General features: G+C 45.9%; 27 protein-coding genes. 6 read left to right on the forward strand and 21 right to left on the reverse strand.

The genetic code is table 11. The annotated features are described in order from the left end of the window. Positions 1-61: 61 nt before the first annotated feature. From GCU39_RS11535 to GCU39_RS11595, 15 genes are all read right to left on the reverse strand, one after another. On the reverse strand, positions 62-883 hold the full coding sequence (locus tag GCU39_RS11535) for a phosphotransferase family protein (RefSeq protein WP_193726883.1): 822 nt from the start codon (positions 881-883) through the stop codon (positions 62-64). A gap of 26 nt (positions 884-909) precedes the next feature. Then, positions 910-1,884 carry a hypothetical protein gene (locus GCU39_RS11540; protein WP_152393642.1) on the reverse strand — a complete coding sequence of 325 codons (975 nt, stop codon included), beginning with the start codon at positions 1,882-1,884 and terminating at the stop codon, positions 910-912. A gap of 1 nt (position 1,885) precedes the next feature. Further along, positions 1,886-2,368: an NUDIX hydrolase gene (locus tag GCU39_RS11545; RefSeq protein ID WP_152393643.1), complete on the reverse strand. Its 483-nt coding sequence runs from the start codon at positions 2,366-2,368 to the stop codon at positions 1,886-1,888. A 116-nt stretch (positions 2,369-2,484) separates the two neighbouring features. After that, complete coding sequence (locus GCU39_RS11550) at positions 2,485-2,901, reverse strand: GNAT family N-acetyltransferase (protein ID WP_152393644.1); 417 nt, start codon at positions 2,899-2,901, stop codon at positions 2,485-2,487. Positions 2,902-2,923: 22 nt separating this feature from the next. Continuing rightward, on the reverse strand, positions 2,924-3,445 hold the full coding sequence (locus GCU39_RS11555; RefSeq protein ID WP_227793549.1) for a DinB family protein: 522 nt from the start codon (positions 3,443-3,445) through the stop codon (positions 2,924-2,926). A gap of 79 nt (positions 3,446-3,524) precedes the next feature. Further along, a complete protein-coding gene (locus GCU39_RS11560) occupies positions 3,525-4,004 on the reverse strand; it encodes a GNAT family N-acetyltransferase (RefSeq protein WP_152393645.1) in 480 nt (159 codons plus the stop codon). Further along, positions 4,001-4,924, reverse strand: a complete 924-nt coding sequence (locus tag GCU39_RS11565; protein ID WP_193726884.1) for a GNAT family N-acetyltransferase — start codon at positions 4,922-4,924, stop codon at positions 4,001-4,003. The genes GCU39_RS11560 and GCU39_RS11565 overlap by 4 nt, the downstream gene beginning before the upstream one ends. Positions 4,925-4,962: 38 nt before the next feature. Further along, positions 4,963-5,106 (reverse strand): hypothetical protein, encoded by a 144-nt coding sequence (locus GCU39_RS31475; RefSeq protein ID WP_193726885.1) that lies wholly within the window; start codon positions 5,104-5,106, stop codon positions 4,963-4,965. 9 nt (positions 5,107-5,115) lie between these two features. Then, on the reverse strand, positions 5,116-5,484 hold the full coding sequence (locus GCU39_RS31480; RefSeq protein WP_193727020.1) for a VOC family protein: 369 nt from the start codon (positions 5,482-5,484) through the stop codon (positions 5,116-5,118). A gap of 155 nt (positions 5,485-5,639) precedes the next feature. Then, positions 5,640-5,927, reverse strand: a complete 288-nt coding sequence (locus tag GCU39_RS11570) for an NUDIX hydrolase (RefSeq protein WP_227793550.1) — start codon at positions 5,925-5,927, stop codon at positions 5,640-5,642. 30 nt (positions 5,928-5,957) lie between these two features. Beyond that, on the reverse strand, positions 5,958-6,320 hold the full coding sequence (locus GCU39_RS11575; RefSeq protein WP_152393647.1) for an NUDIX hydrolase: 363 nt from the start codon (positions 6,318-6,320) through the stop codon (positions 5,958-5,960). An 87-nt stretch (positions 6,321-6,407) separates the two neighbouring features. Continuing rightward, positions 6,408-6,914 carry a GNAT family N-acetyltransferase gene (locus GCU39_RS11580; protein WP_193726886.1) on the reverse strand — a complete coding sequence of 169 codons (507 nt, stop codon included), beginning with the start codon at positions 6,912-6,914 and terminating at the stop codon, positions 6,408-6,410. A 113-nt stretch (positions 6,915-7,027) separates the two neighbouring features. Then, complete coding sequence (locus GCU39_RS11585; protein WP_152393649.1) at positions 7,028-7,741, reverse strand: YebC/PmpR family DNA-binding transcriptional regulator; 714 nt, start codon at positions 7,739-7,741, stop codon at positions 7,028-7,030. Between the two features lie 156 nt (positions 7,742-7,897). Further along, positions 7,898-8,098 carry a copper ion binding protein gene (locus GCU39_RS11590; RefSeq protein WP_152393650.1) on the reverse strand — a complete coding sequence of 67 codons (201 nt, stop codon included), beginning with the start codon at positions 8,096-8,098 and terminating at the stop codon, positions 7,898-7,900. 152 nt (positions 8,099-8,250) lie between these two features. Next, entirely contained in the window at positions 8,251-8,592 is a 342-nt protein-coding gene (locus tag GCU39_RS11595) for a metal-sensitive transcriptional regulator (protein WP_407671705.1), read from the reverse strand. Positions 8,593-8,807: 215 nt separating this feature from the next. Between GCU39_RS11595 and GCU39_RS11600 the strand changes: the two genes are divergently transcribed. The 3 genes from GCU39_RS11600 to GCU39_RS11610 all read left to right on the forward strand — a co-directional run bounded on the left by GCU39_RS11600 (position 8,808) and on the right by GCU39_RS11610 (position 11,135). Further along, positions 8,808-9,731: a prenyltransferase gene (locus tag GCU39_RS11600; RefSeq protein ID WP_152393651.1), complete on the forward strand. Its 924-nt coding sequence runs from the start codon at positions 8,808-8,810 to the stop codon at positions 9,729-9,731. Positions 9,732-9,761: 30 nt separating this feature from the next. Then, on the forward strand, positions 9,762-10,490 hold the full coding sequence (locus GCU39_RS11605) for a DUF6081 family protein (RefSeq protein ID WP_152393652.1): 729 nt from the start codon (positions 9,762-9,764) through the stop codon (positions 10,488-10,490). A gap of 129 nt (positions 10,491-10,619) precedes the next feature. Continuing rightward, the gene (locus tag GCU39_RS11610; RefSeq protein WP_152393653.1) at positions 10,620-11,135 is read left to right on the forward strand and encodes a DUF2179 domain-containing protein; all 516 of its coding nucleotides are present in this window, start codon (positions 10,620-10,622) and stop codon (positions 11,133-11,135) included. 71 nt (positions 11,136-11,206) lie between these two features. Here GCU39_RS11610 and GCU39_RS11615 read toward each other — a convergent pair whose 3' ends face one another. The 3 genes from GCU39_RS11615 to GCU39_RS11625 all read right to left on the reverse strand — a co-directional run bounded on the left by GCU39_RS11615 (position 11,207) and on the right by GCU39_RS11625 (position 14,715). Further along, a complete protein-coding gene (locus GCU39_RS11615; protein ID WP_152393654.1) occupies positions 11,207-11,953 on the reverse strand; it encodes a class I SAM-dependent DNA methyltransferase in 747 nt (248 codons plus the stop codon). Positions 11,954-11,974: 21 nt separating this feature from the next. Then, positions 11,975-12,796 (reverse strand): DUF4362 domain-containing protein, encoded by an 822-nt coding sequence (locus tag GCU39_RS11620; protein ID WP_152393655.1) that lies wholly within the window; start codon positions 12,794-12,796, stop codon positions 11,975-11,977. A 149-nt stretch (positions 12,797-12,945) separates the two neighbouring features. Further along, positions 12,946-14,715, reverse strand: a complete 1,770-nt coding sequence (locus GCU39_RS11625) for an ABC transporter ATP-binding protein (protein ID WP_152393656.1) — start codon at positions 14,713-14,715, stop codon at positions 12,946-12,948. A 177-nt stretch (positions 14,716-14,892) separates the two neighbouring features. Here GCU39_RS11625 and GCU39_RS11630 point away from each other — a divergent pair, with 177 nt between their 5' ends. Next, on the forward strand, positions 14,893-15,384 hold the full coding sequence (locus tag GCU39_RS11630; protein ID WP_152393657.1) for a PCYCGC motif-containing (lipo)protein: 492 nt from the start codon (positions 14,893-14,895) through the stop codon (positions 15,382-15,384). Positions 15,385-15,414: 30 nt separating this feature from the next. After that, positions 15,415-15,960, forward strand: a complete 546-nt coding sequence (locus GCU39_RS11635; protein ID WP_152393658.1) for a glutathione peroxidase — start codon at positions 15,415-15,417, stop codon at positions 15,958-15,960. Between the two features lie 57 nt (positions 15,961-16,017). Here GCU39_RS11635 and GCU39_RS11640 read toward each other — a convergent pair whose 3' ends face one another. Both GCU39_RS11640 and GCU39_RS11645 read right to left on the reverse strand, forming a co-directional pair. Further along, entirely contained in the window at positions 16,018-17,040 is a 1,023-nt protein-coding gene (locus tag GCU39_RS11640; protein ID WP_193726887.1) for a phosphotransferase, read from the reverse strand. 23 nt (positions 17,041-17,063) lie between these two features. Beyond that, positions 17,064-18,065, reverse strand: a complete 1,002-nt coding sequence (locus GCU39_RS11645) for an LLM class flavin-dependent oxidoreductase (RefSeq protein ID WP_152397208.1) — start codon at positions 18,063-18,065, stop codon at positions 17,064-17,066. Between the two features lie 297 nt (positions 18,066-18,362). Here GCU39_RS11645 and GCU39_RS11650 point away from each other — a divergent pair, with 297 nt between their 5' ends. After that, positions 18,363-18,719, forward strand: a complete 357-nt coding sequence (locus GCU39_RS11650; protein ID WP_152393660.1) for a helix-turn-helix domain-containing protein — start codon at positions 18,363-18,365, stop codon at positions 18,717-18,719. Between the two features lies 1 nt (position 18,720). Here the strand turns inward: GCU39_RS11650 and GCU39_RS11655 are convergent, their stop codons facing one another. Beyond that, positions 18,721-19,518: a hypothetical protein gene (locus GCU39_RS11655; RefSeq protein WP_152393661.1), complete on the reverse strand. Its 798-nt coding sequence runs from the start codon at positions 19,516-19,518 to the stop codon at positions 18,721-18,723. Positions 19,519-19,670: the final 152 nt, after the last annotated feature.

The following is a 19,670-nucleotide window of genomic DNA, read 5'->3' on the forward strand; positions in this document are numbered from 1 at the left end:
TAATTGCTGATGATCCTTGTTATTCATACCACATCACTCCTTTCAAAAATATAACCATCGTTCACTTTGATCCTATTTGAGCCTTGTTGAGATTCTGCCTAATAAATTTAACAATCGTATGCTTTTCTTGATCGGGCACACCTTCGGCGAGTCTCGCGGCTGCGACCGGAATCATCCAATCATCAATCGATTGTTCGGTTACGTTCGAATTCGCCAGATACTGCCTGAGATATACGGAAAGAATGAGCCTTCTCCAACGTGAGAATACATAGACTACCCATCGCGGTGTATCATCCGGCATTGTACCTATCTTAAGCAAGATTACTGTACGCGCGATATCCGCTGCTGGTTGTCCCATCGTCCCCGTCATCCAATCGATAATCCATTCACGCTCTGACAGCACAATATTATCCGGATGGAAGTCCCCGTGACACAGCTTGGTATCTCGCTCTAGTTCGGACATCCTGTGCGTAACATCCACTTTTTCATGTTCTGTCAGCAGGGGAGCCTGAGCAATTTGCGCCATTAAAATGTCATATTGGGACGGCAGATCGATCATGTTCATTCGATGGATTGCGGTGTGAAGCTTCGCCATTCGTTTTGATTCTCGGATCATTGACCATGGTCTCTTCTTGATTCGATTTAGCATTGTCTCGCCCGCGATTCGTTCATAGACGATGCCTTTGCGATCCTGAATATGTACCATCTTGATCGCCTTTGGGACAGGTACGCCTGCATGATGCACAGATTGACTAATTCTAAATTCTTGATCAATGATCCCCTCAGGAATGCTAGATTTGAATAATTTTAAGACATAACCATCTTCATATTCGAATATCTCGGCCGTTCGACCTGATGCTATCGCTTCTTGCAATTCAATCATTCTCATATCCCCGATTTGCAGCATTTCTATAAACTGATCACATAACGAAAATTATGCTGTGAAGCCTCCCCGATCGATCGGGGTACTCTCTTTACATGGTTGTAATAGCTATAAGTAAATTTAAACACATGTCCAAAATCCCAATCCGACTTCTGATGATCGTGTGTCCAGAATGCCTTCTCGAGCGGCAGATATTGCACCGATTGCTTCTTCATCATTGGTAACCGGTCAACAGGAGAAAATAAAGGAACATTATCGTCCGGCTGCATGTTTTGACTCATTCTCAATACTTTGACCATCTTAAACAGTGGATGCAATCCCTTATGAAACAATGATTCATAGCCCAGATCATGCAGAATATTCAATGCATGGGCGAACGTAAGCATATGGCCGATCAAATCGTGGTGGGCTTCTGCGTGATAAATGACTTCAAATGCAGCTAGCTCCGATAATACAAACGCTGATAAGTCACTCGGGTTATGGATCTGTGGAAAAACATCATCAGCATCGATCCCTAGCTTCTTTACTTCCTTCGTTGATAGACCGAACCAAGAGCGGCCAGGAATGGTATTCTCAAAAGAGCGGACCAACTGTACAATTCCATCGATTTGGCTCTCTGTCCCCCATGCTTCGAGCTCTCGGATCGCAAGAAGAGCAATAGCCGAATAGATAACATGGTGCCCTACCCAATGCAGTTCATGAATCGTCCTCTCCAGCGCGCTAATTATTTGTTGTTCTGCGTATCGATACGTCTTGATTTGAGATTCGTCCTCAGTCATTTTTCCGAAAGTATGGGTCTTCAACATCTTGGTGGCTTGATCTAGAATCAATGTCCGAATGTCATCAGGCAACGGATTTTCTTTCACGAAAAAATAACTTGCGATGCCTGCTGCACCGTAATGAGCATGCCACACGTCTTGGGTCATGGCCTTACACAGCGCAATGATCTCTAATCCTTCTTCTAGCAGTCGTTCTTCCCATTTCACGGTCTCTTGTACCATATTAGACCTGTCTCGTAAGCTTCAATTCGAATTCAGGTTTGGTATCATACGCCACATAGTTCACTTGCCCCGTGAAATCAAGATAGGCTTGATACCGTAGACGAATTGCGAGGGCCGTGATCAGATCGAGAACTTCATCTTTCTTGACCCACCTACAATCCGACGTTTCCTCCGAAGTCGTCAGTTCACCGCCAACTGGAATACAGATAAAATCTAATATCACTTTGGTCGGGACATCCGTGATCCCGTCATACCACTTGTATGTACTTGTATTCGAATAGACACCGATCATCTGACGAACGACCGTATCTATGCCGCTCTCTTCCTTGATTTCTCGACTTAATCCTTCGATCAGGTTTTCACCAACTTCAACTTGCCCTCCAGGGAATACCCAGCCGCCATCTTTCGTCTTCACGAGTAAGATCTCCCCTCGCTCATTCTCCACAATACCGCCTACCGCTACAATGTGCGTTGGCATCATCATAGTCTTCACCTCCACTTTCATTCAGTCAGGACGCTCACCTTGTGCAGCAAGATACGTCACACAATCTCTTGTCAATACGACCGGTTCTCCATCTCGATCGATCTCATAGGCAAAGTCTACGTCAGCTCCTTCATGAAGTAGTAGTATTGATGACCCGTAGGCGCGTTATCGACCGTAGCAAAAACACGATAACCTAACTTCGGATAAAATTCAGGCGCCTGAAAACTAAATGTATGTAACTTTATCATCGTACATTGTTGTTCTCTTGCGATCCGTTCCGCCTCTGCTAACAATTGCTGTCCATATCCTTGCCGGCGGTGATCACGGTCAACCCACAAGATGTTAACCTCCATCCAATTCCATTTGATCGCCCCATTTAGTCCTGCAACAATCTCGTCCTGGGCATTTTTGACACATAACTTCACCTCCTCATAACGACCGTTCGGTACGTGCGAAGCATTATATTCAAGCAATTTGCTGAAGACATATTGCGATTCTTCGTCGGTACTGGTTACAATTCTTGTCTGATTCATCCTTGTCTCTCCATTCAGCTTCTTATCCGAATCTCTTACGAATCATTCTGATCTGGCCTCTGTGGTTAATCTCATCTTCAAAGACGTGATACCACATGAAATAATAATTGGCTGGCTTGTTGTACCAGAAGGATTCTTCCGTGTTCAACCAGTCATCATCGACCGTTGCGAACAATTCAAAAGTTCTCGTCCTTACTTGTTCCAACCGATCGATGTAGTAATTCAGTTCATTCCCCTTGATCATGCGACGCCCTTCGTCTCCTAATCGAAGCGCCGGGCCCCATTCTAACCATTCTTCTTCCGATAATTCTCTTTGCCCGAACGTCATTACTTGATAGGCATACTCTACCGCCGCAGAATGCAATAACAATGCACCGATCGAATTATGATCGGAATCGATTAAATAATCCAATTGCTCAACAGTTAAGCCGCGGGTCGCCTCCAGTGTCGTATGCCGCGCATAGTTCATCATGGAGATTAGACGACTGATTTGAGGGGTAAACCCGGGTATGTCAGTAATGAGGTATATCTGATCCATATTCATTATCCATCACTCCTCTTGTTCGTCATCAATCTGACCTAATCAGATTGATTGTCAGGTTCACGGCCTACCTCTCTAGACGTTATCGATTACGCAATACGACAGACGTCTCGATCTGTCTTCTCGGGACGTTCCAATATTTCTGCAGCAAGGTTTCTTTCTCCTCGTGAGAGACAAGATAGAATCCATTCTTCTCATAAAAACGAATGGCCCATGTGGCAGAATCCCATGTTCCGATGAGGATTGGTTTGTTCGTTAATCTTGTCAGGTGAGAGAGCAGCTTCGTACCCACGCCACTATTTCGTTGATTAGTTCTAACGTAAGCATGTCGAATTAAGGATACATCCCCTTTATCCTGAATGCCCATGACGCCAATGAAATGGTCATCCTCTTCATATCCCCAGAAAGTGACTCCGTCGGAGATTTCACGGGTTAACTCATCCAATGCCATATAGGGTTCATGATACCGATCATCCGGTATAATCCCTTTATACGCTGATGCTGCGTCATTAATAATCTGGAACATGGCATCGACATCCGTTGCCGTACATTGTCTAATCATTCTCGAACCTCCGCCGTTTCATAAATTGGTGTCGTATCCCGTAATCGAGTCGTGATCCAATGGAAAATAGGTCCTTCATGGAAACCTGACTTTATCGCTAATCGCTTCATCTCAGGCGTATCCGTCCAGAGGATGAACCGTTTGAACCCGAATACCGCACAGCTGTTATACATATGTGATAACATGGCATGCCCTAGACCTTGGCCCCGATACGCCTCTGAAATTTCAATCCATTCGATGGCAGCACAGCCTTCATCCGTTAAAGAACGAGCTTGGGCCGAAGGCGTCCAAACGTCGATTTCACCGATCATGTGATCATCTGCCATAAGTTCGTAACGGAGCTGCAGCTCTTGCAGATTGTTCGATAGATTCACATGATAACCATGCGGCAACTCTCGTAGTTGCAATGGTCCGTCAGACCAATAACATGTCCAAAGCTCCTCTTCATAACCATTTACGCTGCGTACAGCATCTAGTAAATGTGGCCAGCAATCCGGTATACCTGCCCAGCCAGCTCCAAAAGGATTCCGAGATATATGAATAGATTCGCATCCGTAATCAAGAGCGATTTGATGAAGATGATGATAGAACGCCTTGAGTTCCTTCAATGATACTGGGTCTCCGACCATCCAGAGCAAATCCACATCTTGTTCAGATGCGCCTTGCTCGCTTGGACAATCAGGCAACGGGAACGATAGCCCTGCCGCTGCAATCAACTCGCCTTCTTGGATCGCCAAGAAGATTTTGCAATCTCGTTCTTCGGCACCATACCATTGATCCGTCATGTGACCAGGGTGATGCAAGATCTCCAGGAACTCCTCATACTTCAATTCGATAAATGGAGGAACTTGACGCACATGGCTGCGAACCATGTCAAACAACTTCGTTTGATAGGATTCTTGATACATTGTAATCTTCATACGTTTCCCTTTCATTTCTCCCACATATTTGATTAGAATTAAAGTCTCATATGCCATGGCTTCAGCGTTCCGACAAGAGCTATAGGTTTCTCCTCTTGTATAGCCCGAATGATTCCAGCCGATAATGAAATCATCTGCTTATGTTCAGGATACGTACCGCCAACGATCAAAATATGTGCCATACCGCCACCTTATCGAGCGTGAGGTTGATATGCGCCGAGCTCATTGCCAAATGGATCCACGAACTTGAGGACAATACCGAATCCTTCATCTTGATACATTCGAATGAAGACGTTGTTCTCGATTAAAACGCGATGTAATTGCTCAATGTTGTTGGATAATAACATAAATGCCGGCATAGGAAAGTCCGTATCGGAACGCCAAGCAACCTTTGTATCTTTGTTGGTGTAGTGAAGCATAAGTACTGGTCCCTCGCTAAATTTCAACCACCCTTCGGACATGACTTCTAATTCGAGTATTTTGGAATACCATGCCGTAGCTTCTATTAGGTCACTAACAGGTAATTGCACATGATCTACGCATACAATACGCTTACTCATCTTCAGATTCTCCTTTGCGACTATACTCTGTTCATTAAAATAGGTAACTTCGACATCTCTACGAACAATCTCACGCAGCCCTTCTAGATAATAAGGCATCAATTGATCCGCTTGCTCTAAGTCAATCCATTGAATATCTTGAATCTCGTCAGGTCTTAATATGGTTTGTGTACCCCCAGTAATTTCTGCTTGAATGTAAAAAACACCGCATGCTCCTGCTGTTTCTCCAAGATGGCTTCATTGACTGCAACGATGCCATGAACTTGAATATCGAGGCCCGTCTCTTCTTTGGCTTCTCGAATGGCAGCAGATTCAAGTGATTCCCCCTCTTCTACGAGGCCGCCTGGGAGCGTCCATTTTCCGTTGTCATCATTCTTCACCATTAGGATCTTAGATTTCGTCTCATTCGTCATTAATGAATATACAATGTTTATCCTTCTCATCGTAGGCGCCTCCGCTCCTCACAGGTTATCTCAGTTACTCCTGATCAAATCCAATATCGGCCTGGTATAGGTATCGAACTTCGAATCATCTTGCATTGAAATCCAAGCAACTTCTACAATATCGTCATTGTCAGCATTGGACCTATCCAATCCTATCTCGCCGCCAATGATCTGAGCTTCATACGTGTATTTCCCATTTGTGTAGGATAGTAATTTCGATATTTGGATCTCATAGCCCGTCTCTTCTAATACTTCTCTTATACACGCACGTTCAGGCGTTTCTCCATCCTCAATTCCGCCGCCAGGATAATTCCAGATGATATCCCCTCTGTCGACGAACTGCCTGACCATCAACACGTTATGATTCTGTATAATGATTGCTTGTGATATCATCCAATCTACCAACTTTCTTCGTTCGCATTCTTATTCTAGGATTGGGAAATAATAAAATAAAGAGACCAGGGATCGTTACCAAGCGATTTAATTCTCTGCGATCATACATAGAAACTCCACATCTTGCCCCTGAACGCTGCTAATCACCAAGCCATGCTCTACGAATCCATTATCCCGATAGACTTGTATTGCTCTTTGGTTAAAACTCGCGACAACGAGACGGAATTTCGATTGATCGAATTGATGTCTAAGATAATCCATCCCTTCCTGCACAAAGGCTTTTCCCATTCCTATTCCAGTCCGTGACGGCGCGAGACCGAGCCCAATATCCATGAAGCTGTCATCCACATAGATTCCCGCCGCGTATCCCCCTGGTACTCTAGCGGTGTTGCCAATGCAGAAGAATCCGATGATCAACGAAGGATCTTGATCTTGATCTTGATCTTGAGAGACACTGTAATATTCACCACTCAGCAGTTCCATCAACACTTCATCATCATTGTCAAAATTATAGAAATCGTATGGCGTCTGGTAGCGCCAACGCATGATGTTCTGCGCATGCTCTCTTGTCATCGGTTGGAAAATGAAAGTCATAACCGAAAACCTCCTTTGCGTACCATATAAACCCATATAATCCAAGTCTAACATTATTCATGAAATAGACGCAAAAAAAAAGCCGCATCATCTGCGGCTTTCATCAGCAATTTCTATAGTTCTACGTTGTGATACACTTGCTGAACATCTTCAAGATCTTCGAGCGCATCGATCATTTTCTCGAATTGCGCTTGGGAGTCTTCAGGTAATGTTACATCAGACTGAGCCAACATTGTAAGCTCTGCAACGGTGAATTCCGTAATTCCCACTTGCTTGAAGGCCTCTTGAACAGCATGGAACTGATCAGGATCAGCGTATACCATCACTGTCTCGTCTTCCTCAACGACGTCACGAACATCAACATCAGCTTCGAGCAAAATTTCGATGACTTCATCGACAGTTTTCCCTTCAAGACCGATTACGGCAGTCGCATCGAACATATATGCAACGGATCCGTTAACACCCATGTTGCCGCCATTTTTGTTAAAAGCTGAGCGTACTGCGGAAGCCGTACGGTTAACGTTATTCGTCAGCGCATCGACGATCACCATCGATCCGTTCGGACCGAATCCTTCGTAACGAAGCTCTTCGTAATTCTCTTCTGCGCTGCCTTTTGCTTTATCCAACGCACGATCAATGATCGCTTTCGGAACGTTGTATGTCTTTGCACGCTCAAGAACAACTTTTAGGGCGCGGTTCGATTCAGGATCTGGTTCGCCTTTCTTAGCCGCAACATAAATCTCGACTCCGAACTTGGCATATACTCGACTCACGTTTGCGTCTTTCGACGCTTTCTTTTCCTTGATGTTATTCCACTTACGACCCATGCTGTACCTACTTTCTCAATATCTAATATGTACTTACCCTCTATTATAACGAAAAACAACAACTTTCGCATCCCTCTTCGTACAAGAGCGGCCCTGTCGAAATAAAAAAACCGTACCCCTTAACTACCGGAGATACGGCTTTCCACTATTATAGGATTATTTCACGTCGTAACCTTGGTCTTCAATCGCTTCTTTAATTTGTGCAGCGGATAATTTACTGCCATCGAACTCAACAGCAACCGTACCTGCCCCAAGATCAACCTTGCCATTCGCACCGATTTGTTTCAATGCACCTTCAATCGAATTCACACAATGATTACAAGACATACCTTCTACATTAAATGTTTTATTTTCCATGTCGCAGCAGCTCCCTTAGGCTCATTTGATGCAATGCATCGTCTTATGTTTTTAGTATACCCCTCTACCCTATAATTGTCAAGTGAAAAATAGGATTGCCCTTTATCTTCTTTTTTACCACGATTCGGGGCGCTCCCTCTTCTTATTCTGCATTACTTCATTAATTTATTCATCGTCGTCAGCAGCTCATCGAGCACCTCATTATCGCCTTCTTGAATCCGTTCGACGATACAGCTCTTCATATGATGCTCAAGCAACAGCTTCCCTACGCCATTCAGCGCGGATTGAATGGATGCGATCTGATTCAGCACATCATCACAATACGTATCCTTCTCAATCAAGCCCTTCACGCCTCGCACTTGACCTTCAATCCGATTCAACCGACTAATCAGGTTGCTCTTCGTTTTATCCGAATGATGACTCTTCCGATGGTTCCCACTTCCGCATGAATCATGCGTTGACATCTCTTGTTGCTCAACTTGCTCTTTCTCCATCATGAATCACTTCCTCTCTAACGTACATCCTCATGACTTTATTCTAACATAGCCCCCCCTCCTATGCAATTCCCAAGTGTGATCCCGATCCCCCCGCATCATTGACAGGTTTGAGAACATTAGGCAAGGAAATTTAGATAGATTAATTAATTAGATTGCTTTATAATTGGTTTGTTTATTATCATGGGACATTTGTCATAGAAAGGAGAATTTGCATGAACGACAAGTTAAGAGTCCTCATGCGAGCAACGCGGATCCGTGTGATTCCCGTCATGCTTATTCCTGTTGTATTAGGGGCTCTCGGCGCGTATGTCTGGGACGGCGTATTCCATCCCATTCTTCTACTCATCACTTTGCTCGGCTCTGGCGCAGCGCACTTATTTTCGAATATGATCAATGATCTATGGGATTACCGCAACGGTGTCGACGAAGCAGCCAAACAGACCGAAGGTTTAATCTCGACGAACTCCGGATTCCTTGCGAATGGCATCATCCCTGAACGAGTCTTCGCTTCTATTACTTGGAGCTTATTCGGGATTGCGGTGCTGTGCGGCGTCATTCTTAGCTTCCTGAGCGGTTGGTGGGCTTTCGTGCTCGGATTAATCGGCGGTCTGATTGCATATTTCTACGTTGCACCACCGCTTAAATTCGGCTACCGCGGCAAAGGCTATAGCGAAATCGCCATCTTATTATCTTTTGGGATTCTTCCCATTGCCGGTGCCTATTATGTACAGACGGGGCATTTCGATTACCGCGCGGTATTATTGTCATTGCCGGTAGGACTGCTTACGACACTGCTGCTATTTAATCACCATTTCTTGCATTGGCAAGCAGACAAGGCTTCGGGGAAAAATACGCTTGTCGTCGTCTGGGGAGAGCAGCGCTCGCTGAAATTCTCAAGATTTCTCATGTTCCTCTCCTACGGATCCTTAATCTTATGCGTGGCGTTAGGAATTCTACCGATTTATGGGCTGGTTGCGCTTCTTACGGCCTATCCGATCTATAACGTATACGGACGCCTTGCGAGCACGAATCAATCCCATGCTTATCTTCCGCTCATGGGTGCATCCTCCAAAGCTGCCATTCGATGCGGCGGCATTATGGCCATTAGTTTAATCATTCAAGGACTCATCCAATAATCGAACACTAGACAGAAATGAGGCGCTAACATGGAGAAACAACTTATTTTTGGAGATTTTGATACGATTCTATCCGAAGGGAAGGTCTGGAAAATTGGCGGTTTCCCGCTTCCTGACGGTTCTTTCTGGGAATATCGCGAGCCAGACGCCGTGGTTATCGTTCGAAACGGCATCCTCTACGTTCGTGCGCCGCTGAGCAGACAGAATAACAACATTCAGATCTTGGACAATGCCAAGCATATGTATTATTCCGTCGAGAACGTCATCGTCCCGGAATCGGGCGAAGTCAGCTTCGAGCTTCAAATTCGCGCACGAACGCAGAATACGATCCCAGGAGATTTGTATGATGGGTATGTTTCCCTAAACCTGCTTGATTTTACGACAGGTGCGGCGCTTGATTTCTTCGCAGGCAATGATAAGTATGCTAGCGTCTATGCCGTACTTCCCTTCCCAGGCGTTGAAGTGCCTAAAATGGATAGAACGCGATACTTCTGCATTTTCAAGGAAGATACGAACTTCAAACCAAGAGAATTCAACACATACAAAATAACATACAACCGCGTCAAAGATGAAGTCGTCTTCTATCTCAATGGCGAAGAGGTTCGTCGGGAGACCGGGGTACCGATTAAATTCAATCAGTTCACCATCGCCCTTGGCATCATGACCGAGAAGGATTTAACGCCAGAAGGCAGCGTATCCGTCCACGGGCAAACCGTGATCGCAGAGTATTCACCCGTAACCGTAACGATTACCGAATAACACCGGACACGTGCCGTACTTGTCAAATAGTACTAGTGTACACAGACTTTCTCCCGTCTTATGATTATGAAGTCACGTTTCGAACATGGACAACTTCGATCAATCATAGGAACGGGAGAGACGGATTTCATGTTATCTGTACTTATTAGTATATTTGCGATTCAAATCGTGTACGTATCTTTTTTTACTCTAAGAATGATTCTGACCTTAAAAGGTCAACGGTATTGGGCCGCAGGGCTCAGTACGCTGGAAATTACGATTTATGTGCTTGGATTGAATATGGTGCTGCAATATGTGAATCAACCGATTAGTCTGATTGTCTATGCCTTAGGATATGGACTAGGTGTTCTCGTAGGGTCATGGATCGAGGAGAAAATCGCCCTCGGTTATGTCACGATGAAGGTCATCGTAACGGACGTCCAATCCGGGATTCCGAATCAGCTGCGTGATTTAGGTTATGGCGTCACGTCGTGGTTAGGTGATGGCCGGGACGGCCATCGACTGATTCTGGAAGTCCTCGCGAAGCGGAAGAATCAGAACCAACTATACAGCTCCATCCTCGCTAGTGATCCAAAAGCCTTCATCGTCACAATGGAGCCAACACGATTGCATGGAGGATTCTGGACACGCGTAACACGAAGATAACGATCTATAGACAGCAAGAAGCAGCCGGTCGCTCGGCTGCTTCTTTCATTAACTCATCCCCTTCACTTTCATTAGGACTTGCGACACACATAGATCAATTCTCTGCTCTCCTCTGTGACCTCCCCCTTATTCCATGAACCATAACGATGTTCAATTCTAAACGCATGCTCTTGAAGCAACCGCTCTAATTCGAGTGGGAATGTATATCGGATTTGGCGTAATTCCTCCGTCTGTTCGGGATGGTTCCCTCTACCATAAATATTTTTCACGATATGGAACGACAATACCTGCGTCATTGGATTATAGATTTCCTCATATTCCTCGACGACAACTTGATTCAATGCATTCCGATAACGTTCCTCATAGTTCTGAATCGAGCCAAGCTCCTCGAGATTCGGCATGCGCAACCCAAATATAAAGATCCCATCCTTTTGCAAATGTTCATGTACGGTACGAAGCAATTGATCCTGCTCAAGGTTCGTCAGCAAGTGCTGGAATGTATTCCCGGCCATAAACATCATCGCATAGGGCTTATGTACATTCAGCTCTGTCACATTCATCACGTAGAATGGAATATCAAGGTTCCGTTCTTCCGTCTTCGATCTCGCGAGCTTCAGCATCGATTCACTGATGTCGACACCTTCTACATCAAAGCCTTGCATGGCCAGTGGAATCGCGAGTCGCCCCGTCCCGCAGCCCAGATCCAAAATCGTACCCTGAAGACGCTTCGCCCATTCTACTATCAGGTCATAGCCCTGCATGTCATTCGAATATTTCATATCATAATCATAAGCGCTTTCATAAGTACACTGAACCATTTAACCCTCTCCTATTAGTCGTTATGTCATTGCTCCTTTTGACTGTATGATCTGTAGAATACGTTCTGCCAACCGTGTCATTTGCTTCCCATGTGTGCTCTGATCACACGCGCTCCATTTCACATGCTGCTCACCTCCATTGATCCGTACCTTGAGGTCATAAAGAGTATGCGATTCCTCGCTGCATGCTGTGTCTAATGGCTTGTCGCTCAAAAAATTCGCGAGCACCATCTCTTTATAAATTCGCTGCCTTTCTTCGATTGCTAGTTCTAACTCACGCTGCACAGGTACTTCACCATTTGGTTGAGATTGCACCCATTTATGATCAAATGTACTCATCTCCATCATTTGTTCCGTCGTAGCCGACGTACTCGTCTTCACATTTAATATGAATTCGAAAACATCCTGTGCAGCAACATCAAAGGAGATATGGAGAACATCAACCGTACCTCTCCCATCGCATTCCTCTAAGGTATAGGTCAGAGCAGTCGCCGTCTCCTTCCTCTCCATCCGCGAACAAGTCGTCGTTGTCACCGCCGGTGTACCATATTGATCTTTCGAATTATCATGACGCATCTCGATCAACGACCCCTTATGTGCGAGATCAAGGAAGATCGGATCACCTTCGATCGTGTATTGCACGACGCGGACAGCATTGCGATCACGGTCAACAAACGCATCGAGCTTGTCCCGATTCTCGATCACGATCCCATGATAATTCAGCACATCTTCACGTTCATCGATGGCATAACGCACTTGCTGTCCGTTCATCGAATAGGCATCCGAGCATCCAAGATTGATGATGAGCACCACAAAAGATACCAGCACAAAGATTCGTCGCATGATGTCGGCCCCCTTCCCAACTCCCCTTCATGCATCTAACATTACCAACGCAAAGCGAATGGAAAATGTTTCAATCGATGAAATATTTATGCTGTTCTGGATGAACACGAATAAACCATGTAGCGTCCCTGCATGGCTCTTCGTTGACTCTAATCTGCATATACCGATTGTTCTTGCAGCCGCAGCTGCTGCGTCGCGAACTCATGATACATCGGATGTGACTCTAGCAGAGACTCATGTGTGCCAATCCCCGTCACGGCGCCTTTCTCAATAAACACAATTTGATCTGCATCCACGACGGTAGATAGACGATGTGCGATAACGAGTGTCGTACGGCCTTGCATCAAGTTATTTAGCGCTTCTTGTACGACAATCTCGGATTTACTATCTAGACTGGATGTCGCTTCATCTAACATTAGGATTTGCGGATCGCGAAGAAGTGCTCTTGCGATAGCAATCCGCTGCCGCTGTCCACCTGATAGCTTCACGCCTCGTTCTCCCACTTCCGTCTCGTAACCATTCGGCAGACCATCAATGAATTGATCGGCATAGGCCATCGCTGCAGCATGCTTCAACTCCTGCTCTGTTACTTTGCGATCGACCCCATAGCAGATATTCTCCCGAATTGTGCCGGCAATAAGCGGACTTTCCTGCGAGACATACCCAATTTGCCTGCGCCATGATTGAAGCGAGTAGCTCTCAATCGATTGATTGCCTAACTTGATCGAACCCGATAATGGCTTATAGAATCGTTCGACGAGTGAAAATAACGTCGTCTTCCCACCCCCGCTCGGGCCTACAATGGCTGTCACTTTGCCAGGTTCAATCGTGAAGTTCACTTTCCGCAGCACCGCTTCTTCCTCGCTGTATCCGAATGCGACATCCTTCAACGTAATCGGTTGGTTCGGATTCATCAGTCTTTCACCCGACGTATGATCTTCCTCATCCGCTTCAAGGGTAGCAATGATCCGATCTGTTGCGCCGATCGCCTTCTGGAATTGCGTGAAGAATTGCGTCAATTGCGTCATTGGAATCACGATTTGGAACAGGTAGAGGATAAACGCAACGAGCTCCCCTGCCGTTAGGGCGCCTGAAGAGACGCGCATTCCGCCATATCCGATAATCACAACAAGCAGCAGCATCATAACTAGCGAGATCAGCGGCGAGATAAGTGCTTGCACCTTGCCTTCTTTTAACCCATATCGGAAAAGATTCTGTATGCCTTGGCTTCCCGTCTCATATTCTCTCGACTCCGAATTGGAGGATTTCACGAGACGAATTTCGGATAGCACCTGACTGAGCACCGACGTGAACGATGCCGTCTCATCTTGCAAACCACGGGAAATCTTCATCATTTGTTTGCCGAGCGGCACAAGGATGAGGACGCATAACGGTATGATGAGCAGCATAATGAGCGTCATTTGCCAATCTAGATAGATCAATACGGCAAGTGAACCGATGACCGAAATAATCCCTCCGAAGAAGCCAGTTAGATGCTCGGCGATCAGTCCCTTCACCACCCCCGTATCATTCGTCATTCGGCTAATCGTCTCGCCTGTCCGGTTATTATCGTAATAAGAGACCGGAAGAACGAGCAATTTCTTCCAGAGTCGATCCCGTAAATTCGCTACAATTTGCTGCCCTACATAGTTCAGCATGTAAATGGATAACCCCCCGGCAATTGTCTGTGCGATGAACGCTGTAACAAGTCCTACAATTTGCCACGTGCTGAGTGAAGAGACGGAGAAGCTATCCACCAGCGTCTTCGTGAACATGGGGATGACTAACCCGACGAGGGTTGCGATGATACTTAGTCCCAAAGCTACCGTAAGCATCCAGATGGATGGTTTGGTCTGCTTGATCATCGCTAGAAATTGCCTCCAGTCTCCACTTTGTTGTCCCTTCTGTACTTCCTCCATATGCTCCAGCTCCTTCATTTCTTATCCCTCTATTTTCTATGGTGATAACAATACAGGACGAATGTAAACAGAATTTAAACAGCAAAATTCTACCGATATTTGTCATAAGAAATTCCGAAATCGGGCGTAAATCGTGATATAATTCATGTGAAAGATACGAACAAAGGAGTGAATTGATTGCGATCCGTACTTACACGTATGACAGCTGGTGTCATCCTTGCACTCATGATTCTTCTAGCGGGATGCGCAAGCAAGACGGCCGAGCATGAACAGCATCAACTTCCAAATGGGGATTTGCAGGAAACGACATCCTCGCTGTCCACGCTGCCTACTTTTCTTGATCAGGCTTCAGACACGATCCGCTCCGCCTATAAGACGGCTTCAACCGTGAAGGATACGCTTCCTTATATGCCTTGCTATTGTGGTTGTGCCGAGAGCGCTGATCATAAGAGCAACCTGAACTGCTTCATTCACGAAATCAAGGAGGACGGTTCCGTCGTCTGGGACGATCATGGCACGAGATGCGGCGTATGCATTGAGATCGCGACAACGACAGCCCTCTTGAAAGAAAAAGGCATTTCCGATCAAGATATTCGTACATATATCGATAAGACGTATGCCGAAGGCTACGCTGCACCGACACCAACACCAACACCAATGCCATCCTAATCAACGGCTTATTATAAGGAGGAAGATACAATGACCATCCACAACTATGCGTTAGAGACGATAAAAGGCGAACAAGTAAACCTATCAGACTATCAGGGCAAAGTTCTCGTCATTGTGAACACAGCGAGCAAATGCGGATTTACATCGCAATATGAGGGTTTGCAGAACCTGTATGCTGAATATCATGCACAAGGACTCGAAGTTCTCGGTTTCCCGTGCAATCAATTCGGTGGCCAAGAACCAGGAGATAACCATGAAGTGGATTCCTTCTGCCAAATCAACTATGGCGTGAACTTCCCCCTCTTCGCTAAAATCGATGTGAAAGGCGCCAATGCACATCCGCTATTCCAACAATTGACAGAAGAAGCGCCGTTCGCTGGATTTAATCTAGACGAGCCAGCCGGTGCCCGCTTCCAGGCCATGTTCGAGAACAATATGCCAGAAGAATTGAAATCGAATGATATTAAGTGGAATTTCACGAAATTCCTCGTTAACCGCGATGGCCAAGTCATCAAGCGTTATGAATCGTATGTGACTCCGCAGAGTATGAAAGAGGATATCGAGAATTTGCTCTAATCCGCTGCGAACGACCAAAAAGACGCACTCGACCGTGATCGAGTGCGTCTTCTTTTATTATTTTACGGCCATCTGTTCACGAATGACCTGCCGGTACATATGAAGGATCTGCTCTTCCTCTTGACGCAGCGTACCTAATCCTCTCGCGACATCCCGAATCTGCTGGCATAACACTTCGGGCGCGTCAACGCCATCGAGATACCTACCCAAGAAATGTATGAATACATCCAGCTTACGCAGCCGGACTAGCAATGGTATCGCATCGATCTCATCGTCGGTGAGAGATATGACCTTGTTGTAACCTCGAATAAATGCTTCAACCTGGATCCAGTCAGGCGATTCGGACAAATACCCGGATAATACGACAGCCGGTTCGATCGCTCTTACATCCCATGTACAGAATTCAAAATCAAGAACCGCAACCCCTTGCCCTTGATCCGAATCAGAGACAAGTACATTCGAATGATTGATGTCACCATGCACCAACTGATGCGGAAGCTTCCTAAGATGCGTTAAGTTCGCATGGAACATAGTGAATTCCTCATAGATCCGTACCAATGCATACGCTTGTTGCCGAAAAGCTTCCGGGGGAGATAAGCAGAACGATGCGATCCGTTCCTCAGTGCAGGTTGGATGTGCGGCTTCAAGCTCATAATAAGGCGGGTAAGCGGTTGCTCGCGAGACCTGAACTCGTGCTAATGCACGTGAGAGATGCCCCGTCATCTCCCCGATCGATACAGCTGTGTTCGGATGATTTGAATTCGGCCGAACACCGTCAATGTAGCGGAACATACAGGCATAACGACCTGTGCCATCTTCGAGCACCGTATAGGTCAGTCCCTTATCCGTTCGAAGCGGCAGTGGAACTGCGCAAGGCATCTGCTGCTCGGCTAGCGCAATTAACACGTCATGCTCGAATCGAACTTTACCAAGATCACGATGCGTCTCATAAATACGCAGTACAGCCCTTCCCTCGGGCGTCGTCACAAATCGTGTAGTATTATTCCAACCGCTCTCCCCTTGCTCCACTTCAAACGAAGCATGCGGCATATATTTCGATACAATCTGGTTGAATGGCATGTCCATTCTCCTCCATGAACCGGTTATAGATTGAATGCTTCTGCAATCAATTGATAGGAACGAACCCGAGCGTCAAAATCATGTATTGGCGAAGCAATCATGATGTTATCCGTCTGATAGCGCTCGCTAATGGCCAGAATTTCTTCTTTCACTTGCTTTGGCGTTCCAACAATTCGGCGTTGGCGTCCTTGATGAATCCGCGCGACATCATAATCAGAATAAGGGAAATTTAATGCAGTCTCTACCGATGGGAATGCAGGCAGTTCCATGCCTTTCTCTAATTGTAAGAAGAACAGGTTCGTACTAGCCGCTAGCTTCTGGGCTGCCATCTCGTCCTCAGCACAGATCGCGAGCACGCACACAAGCGGCTTCGGTTCAGCATACAACGTCGATGGTGTAAAATGTTCACGATAATACTTCATCGCCATCTCCCCGCCCGGCACACCGAAGAACTGTGCATAAGCGAACGGTAACCCTTGTTGCGCTGCAATTCTCGCGCTGCCGTCGCTTGAACCGAGGAGCCAGAGCTCTGGAGCTGTTGACAGAATCGGTGCAGCGATCAGCTTCTCGAAGGAATGCCCTGATGGTATCGAATCATGGAGGTATCCGTTCAAATCCGCAATCTGCTGCGGGTACCCATCAATCCCAGAGTACGCACCATTCTGGAGCGCCCTCGTTGCGAGCGGCATGCCGCCGGGGGCTCTTCCAAGCCCTAGATCAATCCGGCCTGGATAGAGTGCTTCAAGCAAACGGAAATTTTCGGCAACTTTATAGGCACTATAGTGTGATAACATGACACCGCCAGATCCGACGCGGATCTTGGATGTTGCTGATGCGATATGTGCGATCAATACTTCAGGACTGGAAGATGCTAATGCTCTCGTACCATGGTGCTCAGAAACCCAAAACCTAGCATATCCTAGTCTCTCAGCCTCTTGCGATAATCTCGTTGTATCCCTTAATGTATCTGCGGCTGATTGCCCTTCACCAATATGTGAATGATCAAGTACCCCTAATGTAATCATCATGTTCACCTCTCAATCTAGTGTATCTCATCTCTATATCTGATTCAAATCATACAGGAAGCAGTAGAAATAGCTCCCCTCGAATATAGAGGTGAGCTGCATGTCACATTGAACAAAGCTGGAATAAGGGAAAAAGAACGGGATTCATAACACAATAATAAATTTCACAATTTTCCGAGCTTCGTTGTGCACAGGACTAGGGAACATGCTATAATAAGGGTTGCGTTTATAAGGTGGGGATACACAAGTATCTCACTTTAAGAAAGTTGTTCTTGTGTATAAAAGGGGGGCCTGGAGATGTTCGCCAAGCGACTTAAACAATTGCGAAAAGAAAGAAAATTAACCATGCAAGAAGTAGCCGATTTCGTTGGCGTTGCAAAGAGTACCTACGCAGGGTATGAATCGGGATATCGCCAGCCAACTTTGGAATCGATTCATACCTTGGCAAGGAAACTTCGAACCTCTTCGGATTACCTTCTTGGGCTTACGGATTATCCCGAGCCGCCAGAAGAGTTAAATCATAATGCCAAAGAGTATTTAAATTACAAACAACTTCATTGGGATGGCGTTCCCTTGGAAAAAGAAGATCTGGACCTCATTCGCATATTGCTCGAACGTGTCATTCGCGATCGCAACTTACCAAAGGATCATTAACTTAACCCCCCATTAAACTTTGCAGCTTCGCTCTCGATTCATCTTGAAGTTTCACGATTAGCGCGTTATACGTTAGTGTCCACTCATCAATCTTACTCGCAGAGACAGCATCCTTCTCTGCTGCTTGGATGAGATCTAGATAGTTCCTTTCACATACCGATTCGGCATTGGATACCTCATTCGTGATCTTGTCTTGCCAGGCTTGAACCTCGACGGGATTTGTCTTATCCAGCTGCGGGATACTCGACTCCGCTCCTTCTAAGATGACATTCATATCCTTCATACATTTTGCCTTAAGCTCCACCAATTTCTGTTCATATTTGGATTCCTTAGACGCAATCGTTTCCGACGGAGAACTTGAATTGGAGTTCGTGTCTATACTGTTTGATGATTCATCAGATTGCTTAGACGTATTCGGCTTCGCTTGGCTTGTCTCATTCGATTTTGTCACAGGCCCTTTCGTCAGCTTGACAGTTTCCGAATGCTTATTATCTTTGACCTGCGTGGTTGGTGCTTCCGTATGCTCTGTTTCGGTTCCATTCTGAACCGCGTTTGGCTGCTCCGTCTTTATTTCCTGCTTGGAAGTTTCCGGCTGCTTCGCATCATCTTGTCCTTGTTGTCCACCTGATTGGCCATTTGCAACCGGTGTGGTCTTTTTGCCATCCTCTGAACCGATTGGCGGTAATGCGTCTAGCTCATCCCAATTGTGCATATACTCTTCCTTCGGATCATGAAGCGCTATCTTCGTAGACTCCCTCCAGTACAGTCCACCCCATACGATTATCAATAGGATCGTCATCGAAGATAGAATAACTATAGGAATATTCTGTTTTTGAATGCGACGGCGTCTTTTTTTTCGTATCCGTTGTTGTCCCATCGTTATGCAACCACTACTTTCTTGTAAAATATGGAATAGGCCAACCCTCCTTCTTCAAGGAGAGTTGGCTCATC

Origin of the sequence: Paenibacillus guangzhouensis, assembly GCF_009363075.1 — a bacterium.
In the GTDB taxonomy this organism is placed as follows: Bacteria; Bacillota; Bacilli; order Paenibacillales; family Paenibacillaceae; genus Paenibacillus_K; species Paenibacillus_K guangzhouensis.

Coding starts and splice junctions, on each gene's coding strand:
- GCU39_RS11535 (WP_193726883.1), bottom strand. CDS start 883: ATGATTGAATTGCAAGAAGCGATAGCATCAGGTCGAACGGCCGAGATA.
- GCU39_RS11540 (WP_152393642.1), bottom strand. CDS start 1,884: ATGGTACAAGAGACCGTGAAATGGGAAGAACGACTGCTAGAAGAAGGA.
- GCU39_RS11620 (WP_152393655.1), bottom strand. CDS start 12,796: ATGCGACGAATCTTTGTGCTGGTATCTTTTGTGGTGCTCATCATCAAT.
- GCU39_RS11625 (WP_152393656.1), bottom strand. CDS start 14,715: ATGGAGGAAGTACAGAAGGGACAACAAAGTGGAGACTGGAGGCAATTT.
- GCU39_RS11650 (WP_152393660.1), top strand. CDS start 18,363: ATGTTCGCCAAGCGACTTAAACAATTGCGAAAAGAAAGAAAATTAACC.
- GCU39_RS11615 (WP_152393654.1), bottom strand. CDS start 11,953: ATGGTTCAGTGTACTTATGAAAGCGCTTATGATTATGATATGAAATAT.
- GCU39_RS11610 (WP_152393653.1), top strand. CDS start 10,620: ATGTTATCTGTACTTATTAGTATATTTGCGATTCAAATCGTGTACGTA.
- GCU39_RS31480 (WP_193727020.1), bottom strand. CDS start 5,484: ATGAGTAAGCGTATTGTATGCGTAGATCATGTGCAATTACCTGTTAGT.
- GCU39_RS11550 (WP_152393644.1), bottom strand. CDS start 2,901: ATGAATCAGACAAGAATTGTAACCAGTACCGACGAAGAATCGCAATAT.
- GCU39_RS11655 (WP_152393661.1), bottom strand. CDS start 19,518: ATGACGATCCTATTGATAATCGTATGGGGTGGACTGTACTGGAGGGAG.
- GCU39_RS11565 (WP_193726884.1), bottom strand. CDS start 4,924: ATGAAGATTACAATGTATCAAGAATCCTATCAAACGAAGTTGTTTGAC.
- GCU39_RS11640 (WP_193726887.1), bottom strand. CDS start 17,040: ATGCCATTCAACCAGATTGTATCGAAATATATGCCGCATGCTTCGTTT.
- GCU39_RS11585 (WP_152393649.1), bottom strand. CDS start 7,741: ATGGGTCGTAAGTGGAATAACATCAAGGAAAAGAAAGCGTCGAAAGAC.
- GCU39_RS11555 (WP_227793549.1), bottom strand. CDS start 3,445: ATGAATATGGATCAGATATACCTCATTACTGACATACCCGGGTTTACC.
- GCU39_RS11590 (WP_152393650.1), bottom strand. CDS start 8,098: ATGGAAAATAAAACATTTAATGTAGAAGGTATGTCTTGTAATCATTGT.
- GCU39_RS11595 (WP_407671705.1), bottom strand. CDS start 8,592: ATGGAGAAAGAGCAAGTTGAGCAACAAGAGATGTCAACGCATGATTCA.
- GCU39_RS11605 (WP_152393652.1), top strand. CDS start 9,762: ATGGAGAAACAACTTATTTTTGGAGATTTTGATACGATTCTATCCGAA.
- GCU39_RS11545 (WP_152393643.1), bottom strand. CDS start 2,368: ATGATGATGCCAACGCACATTGTAGCGGTAGGCGGTATTGTGGAGAAT.
- GCU39_RS11635 (WP_152393658.1), top strand. CDS start 15,415: ATGACCATCCACAACTATGCGTTAGAGACGATAAAAGGCGAACAAGTA.
- GCU39_RS11600 (WP_152393651.1), top strand. CDS start 8,808: ATGAACGACAAGTTAAGAGTCCTCATGCGAGCAACGCGGATCCGTGTG.
- GCU39_RS11580 (WP_193726886.1), bottom strand. CDS start 6,914: ATGACTTTCATTTTCCAACCGATGACAAGAGAGCATGCGCAGAACATC.
- GCU39_RS11575 (WP_152393647.1), bottom strand. CDS start 6,320: ATGATATCACAAGCAATCATTATACAGAATCATAACGTGTTGATGGTC.
- GCU39_RS11560 (WP_152393645.1), bottom strand. CDS start 4,004: ATGATTAGACAATGTACGGCAACGGATGTCGATGCCATGTTCCAGATT.
- GCU39_RS11570 (WP_227793550.1), bottom strand. CDS start 5,927: ATGAGAAGGATAAACATTGTATATTCATTAATGACGAATGAGACGAAA.
- GCU39_RS11645 (WP_152397208.1), bottom strand. CDS start 18,065: ATGATTACATTAGGGGTACTTGATCATTCACATATTGGTGAAGGGCAA.
- GCU39_RS31475 (WP_193726885.1), bottom strand. CDS start 5,106: ATGGCACATATTTTGATCGTTGGCGGTACGTATCCTGAACATAAGCAG.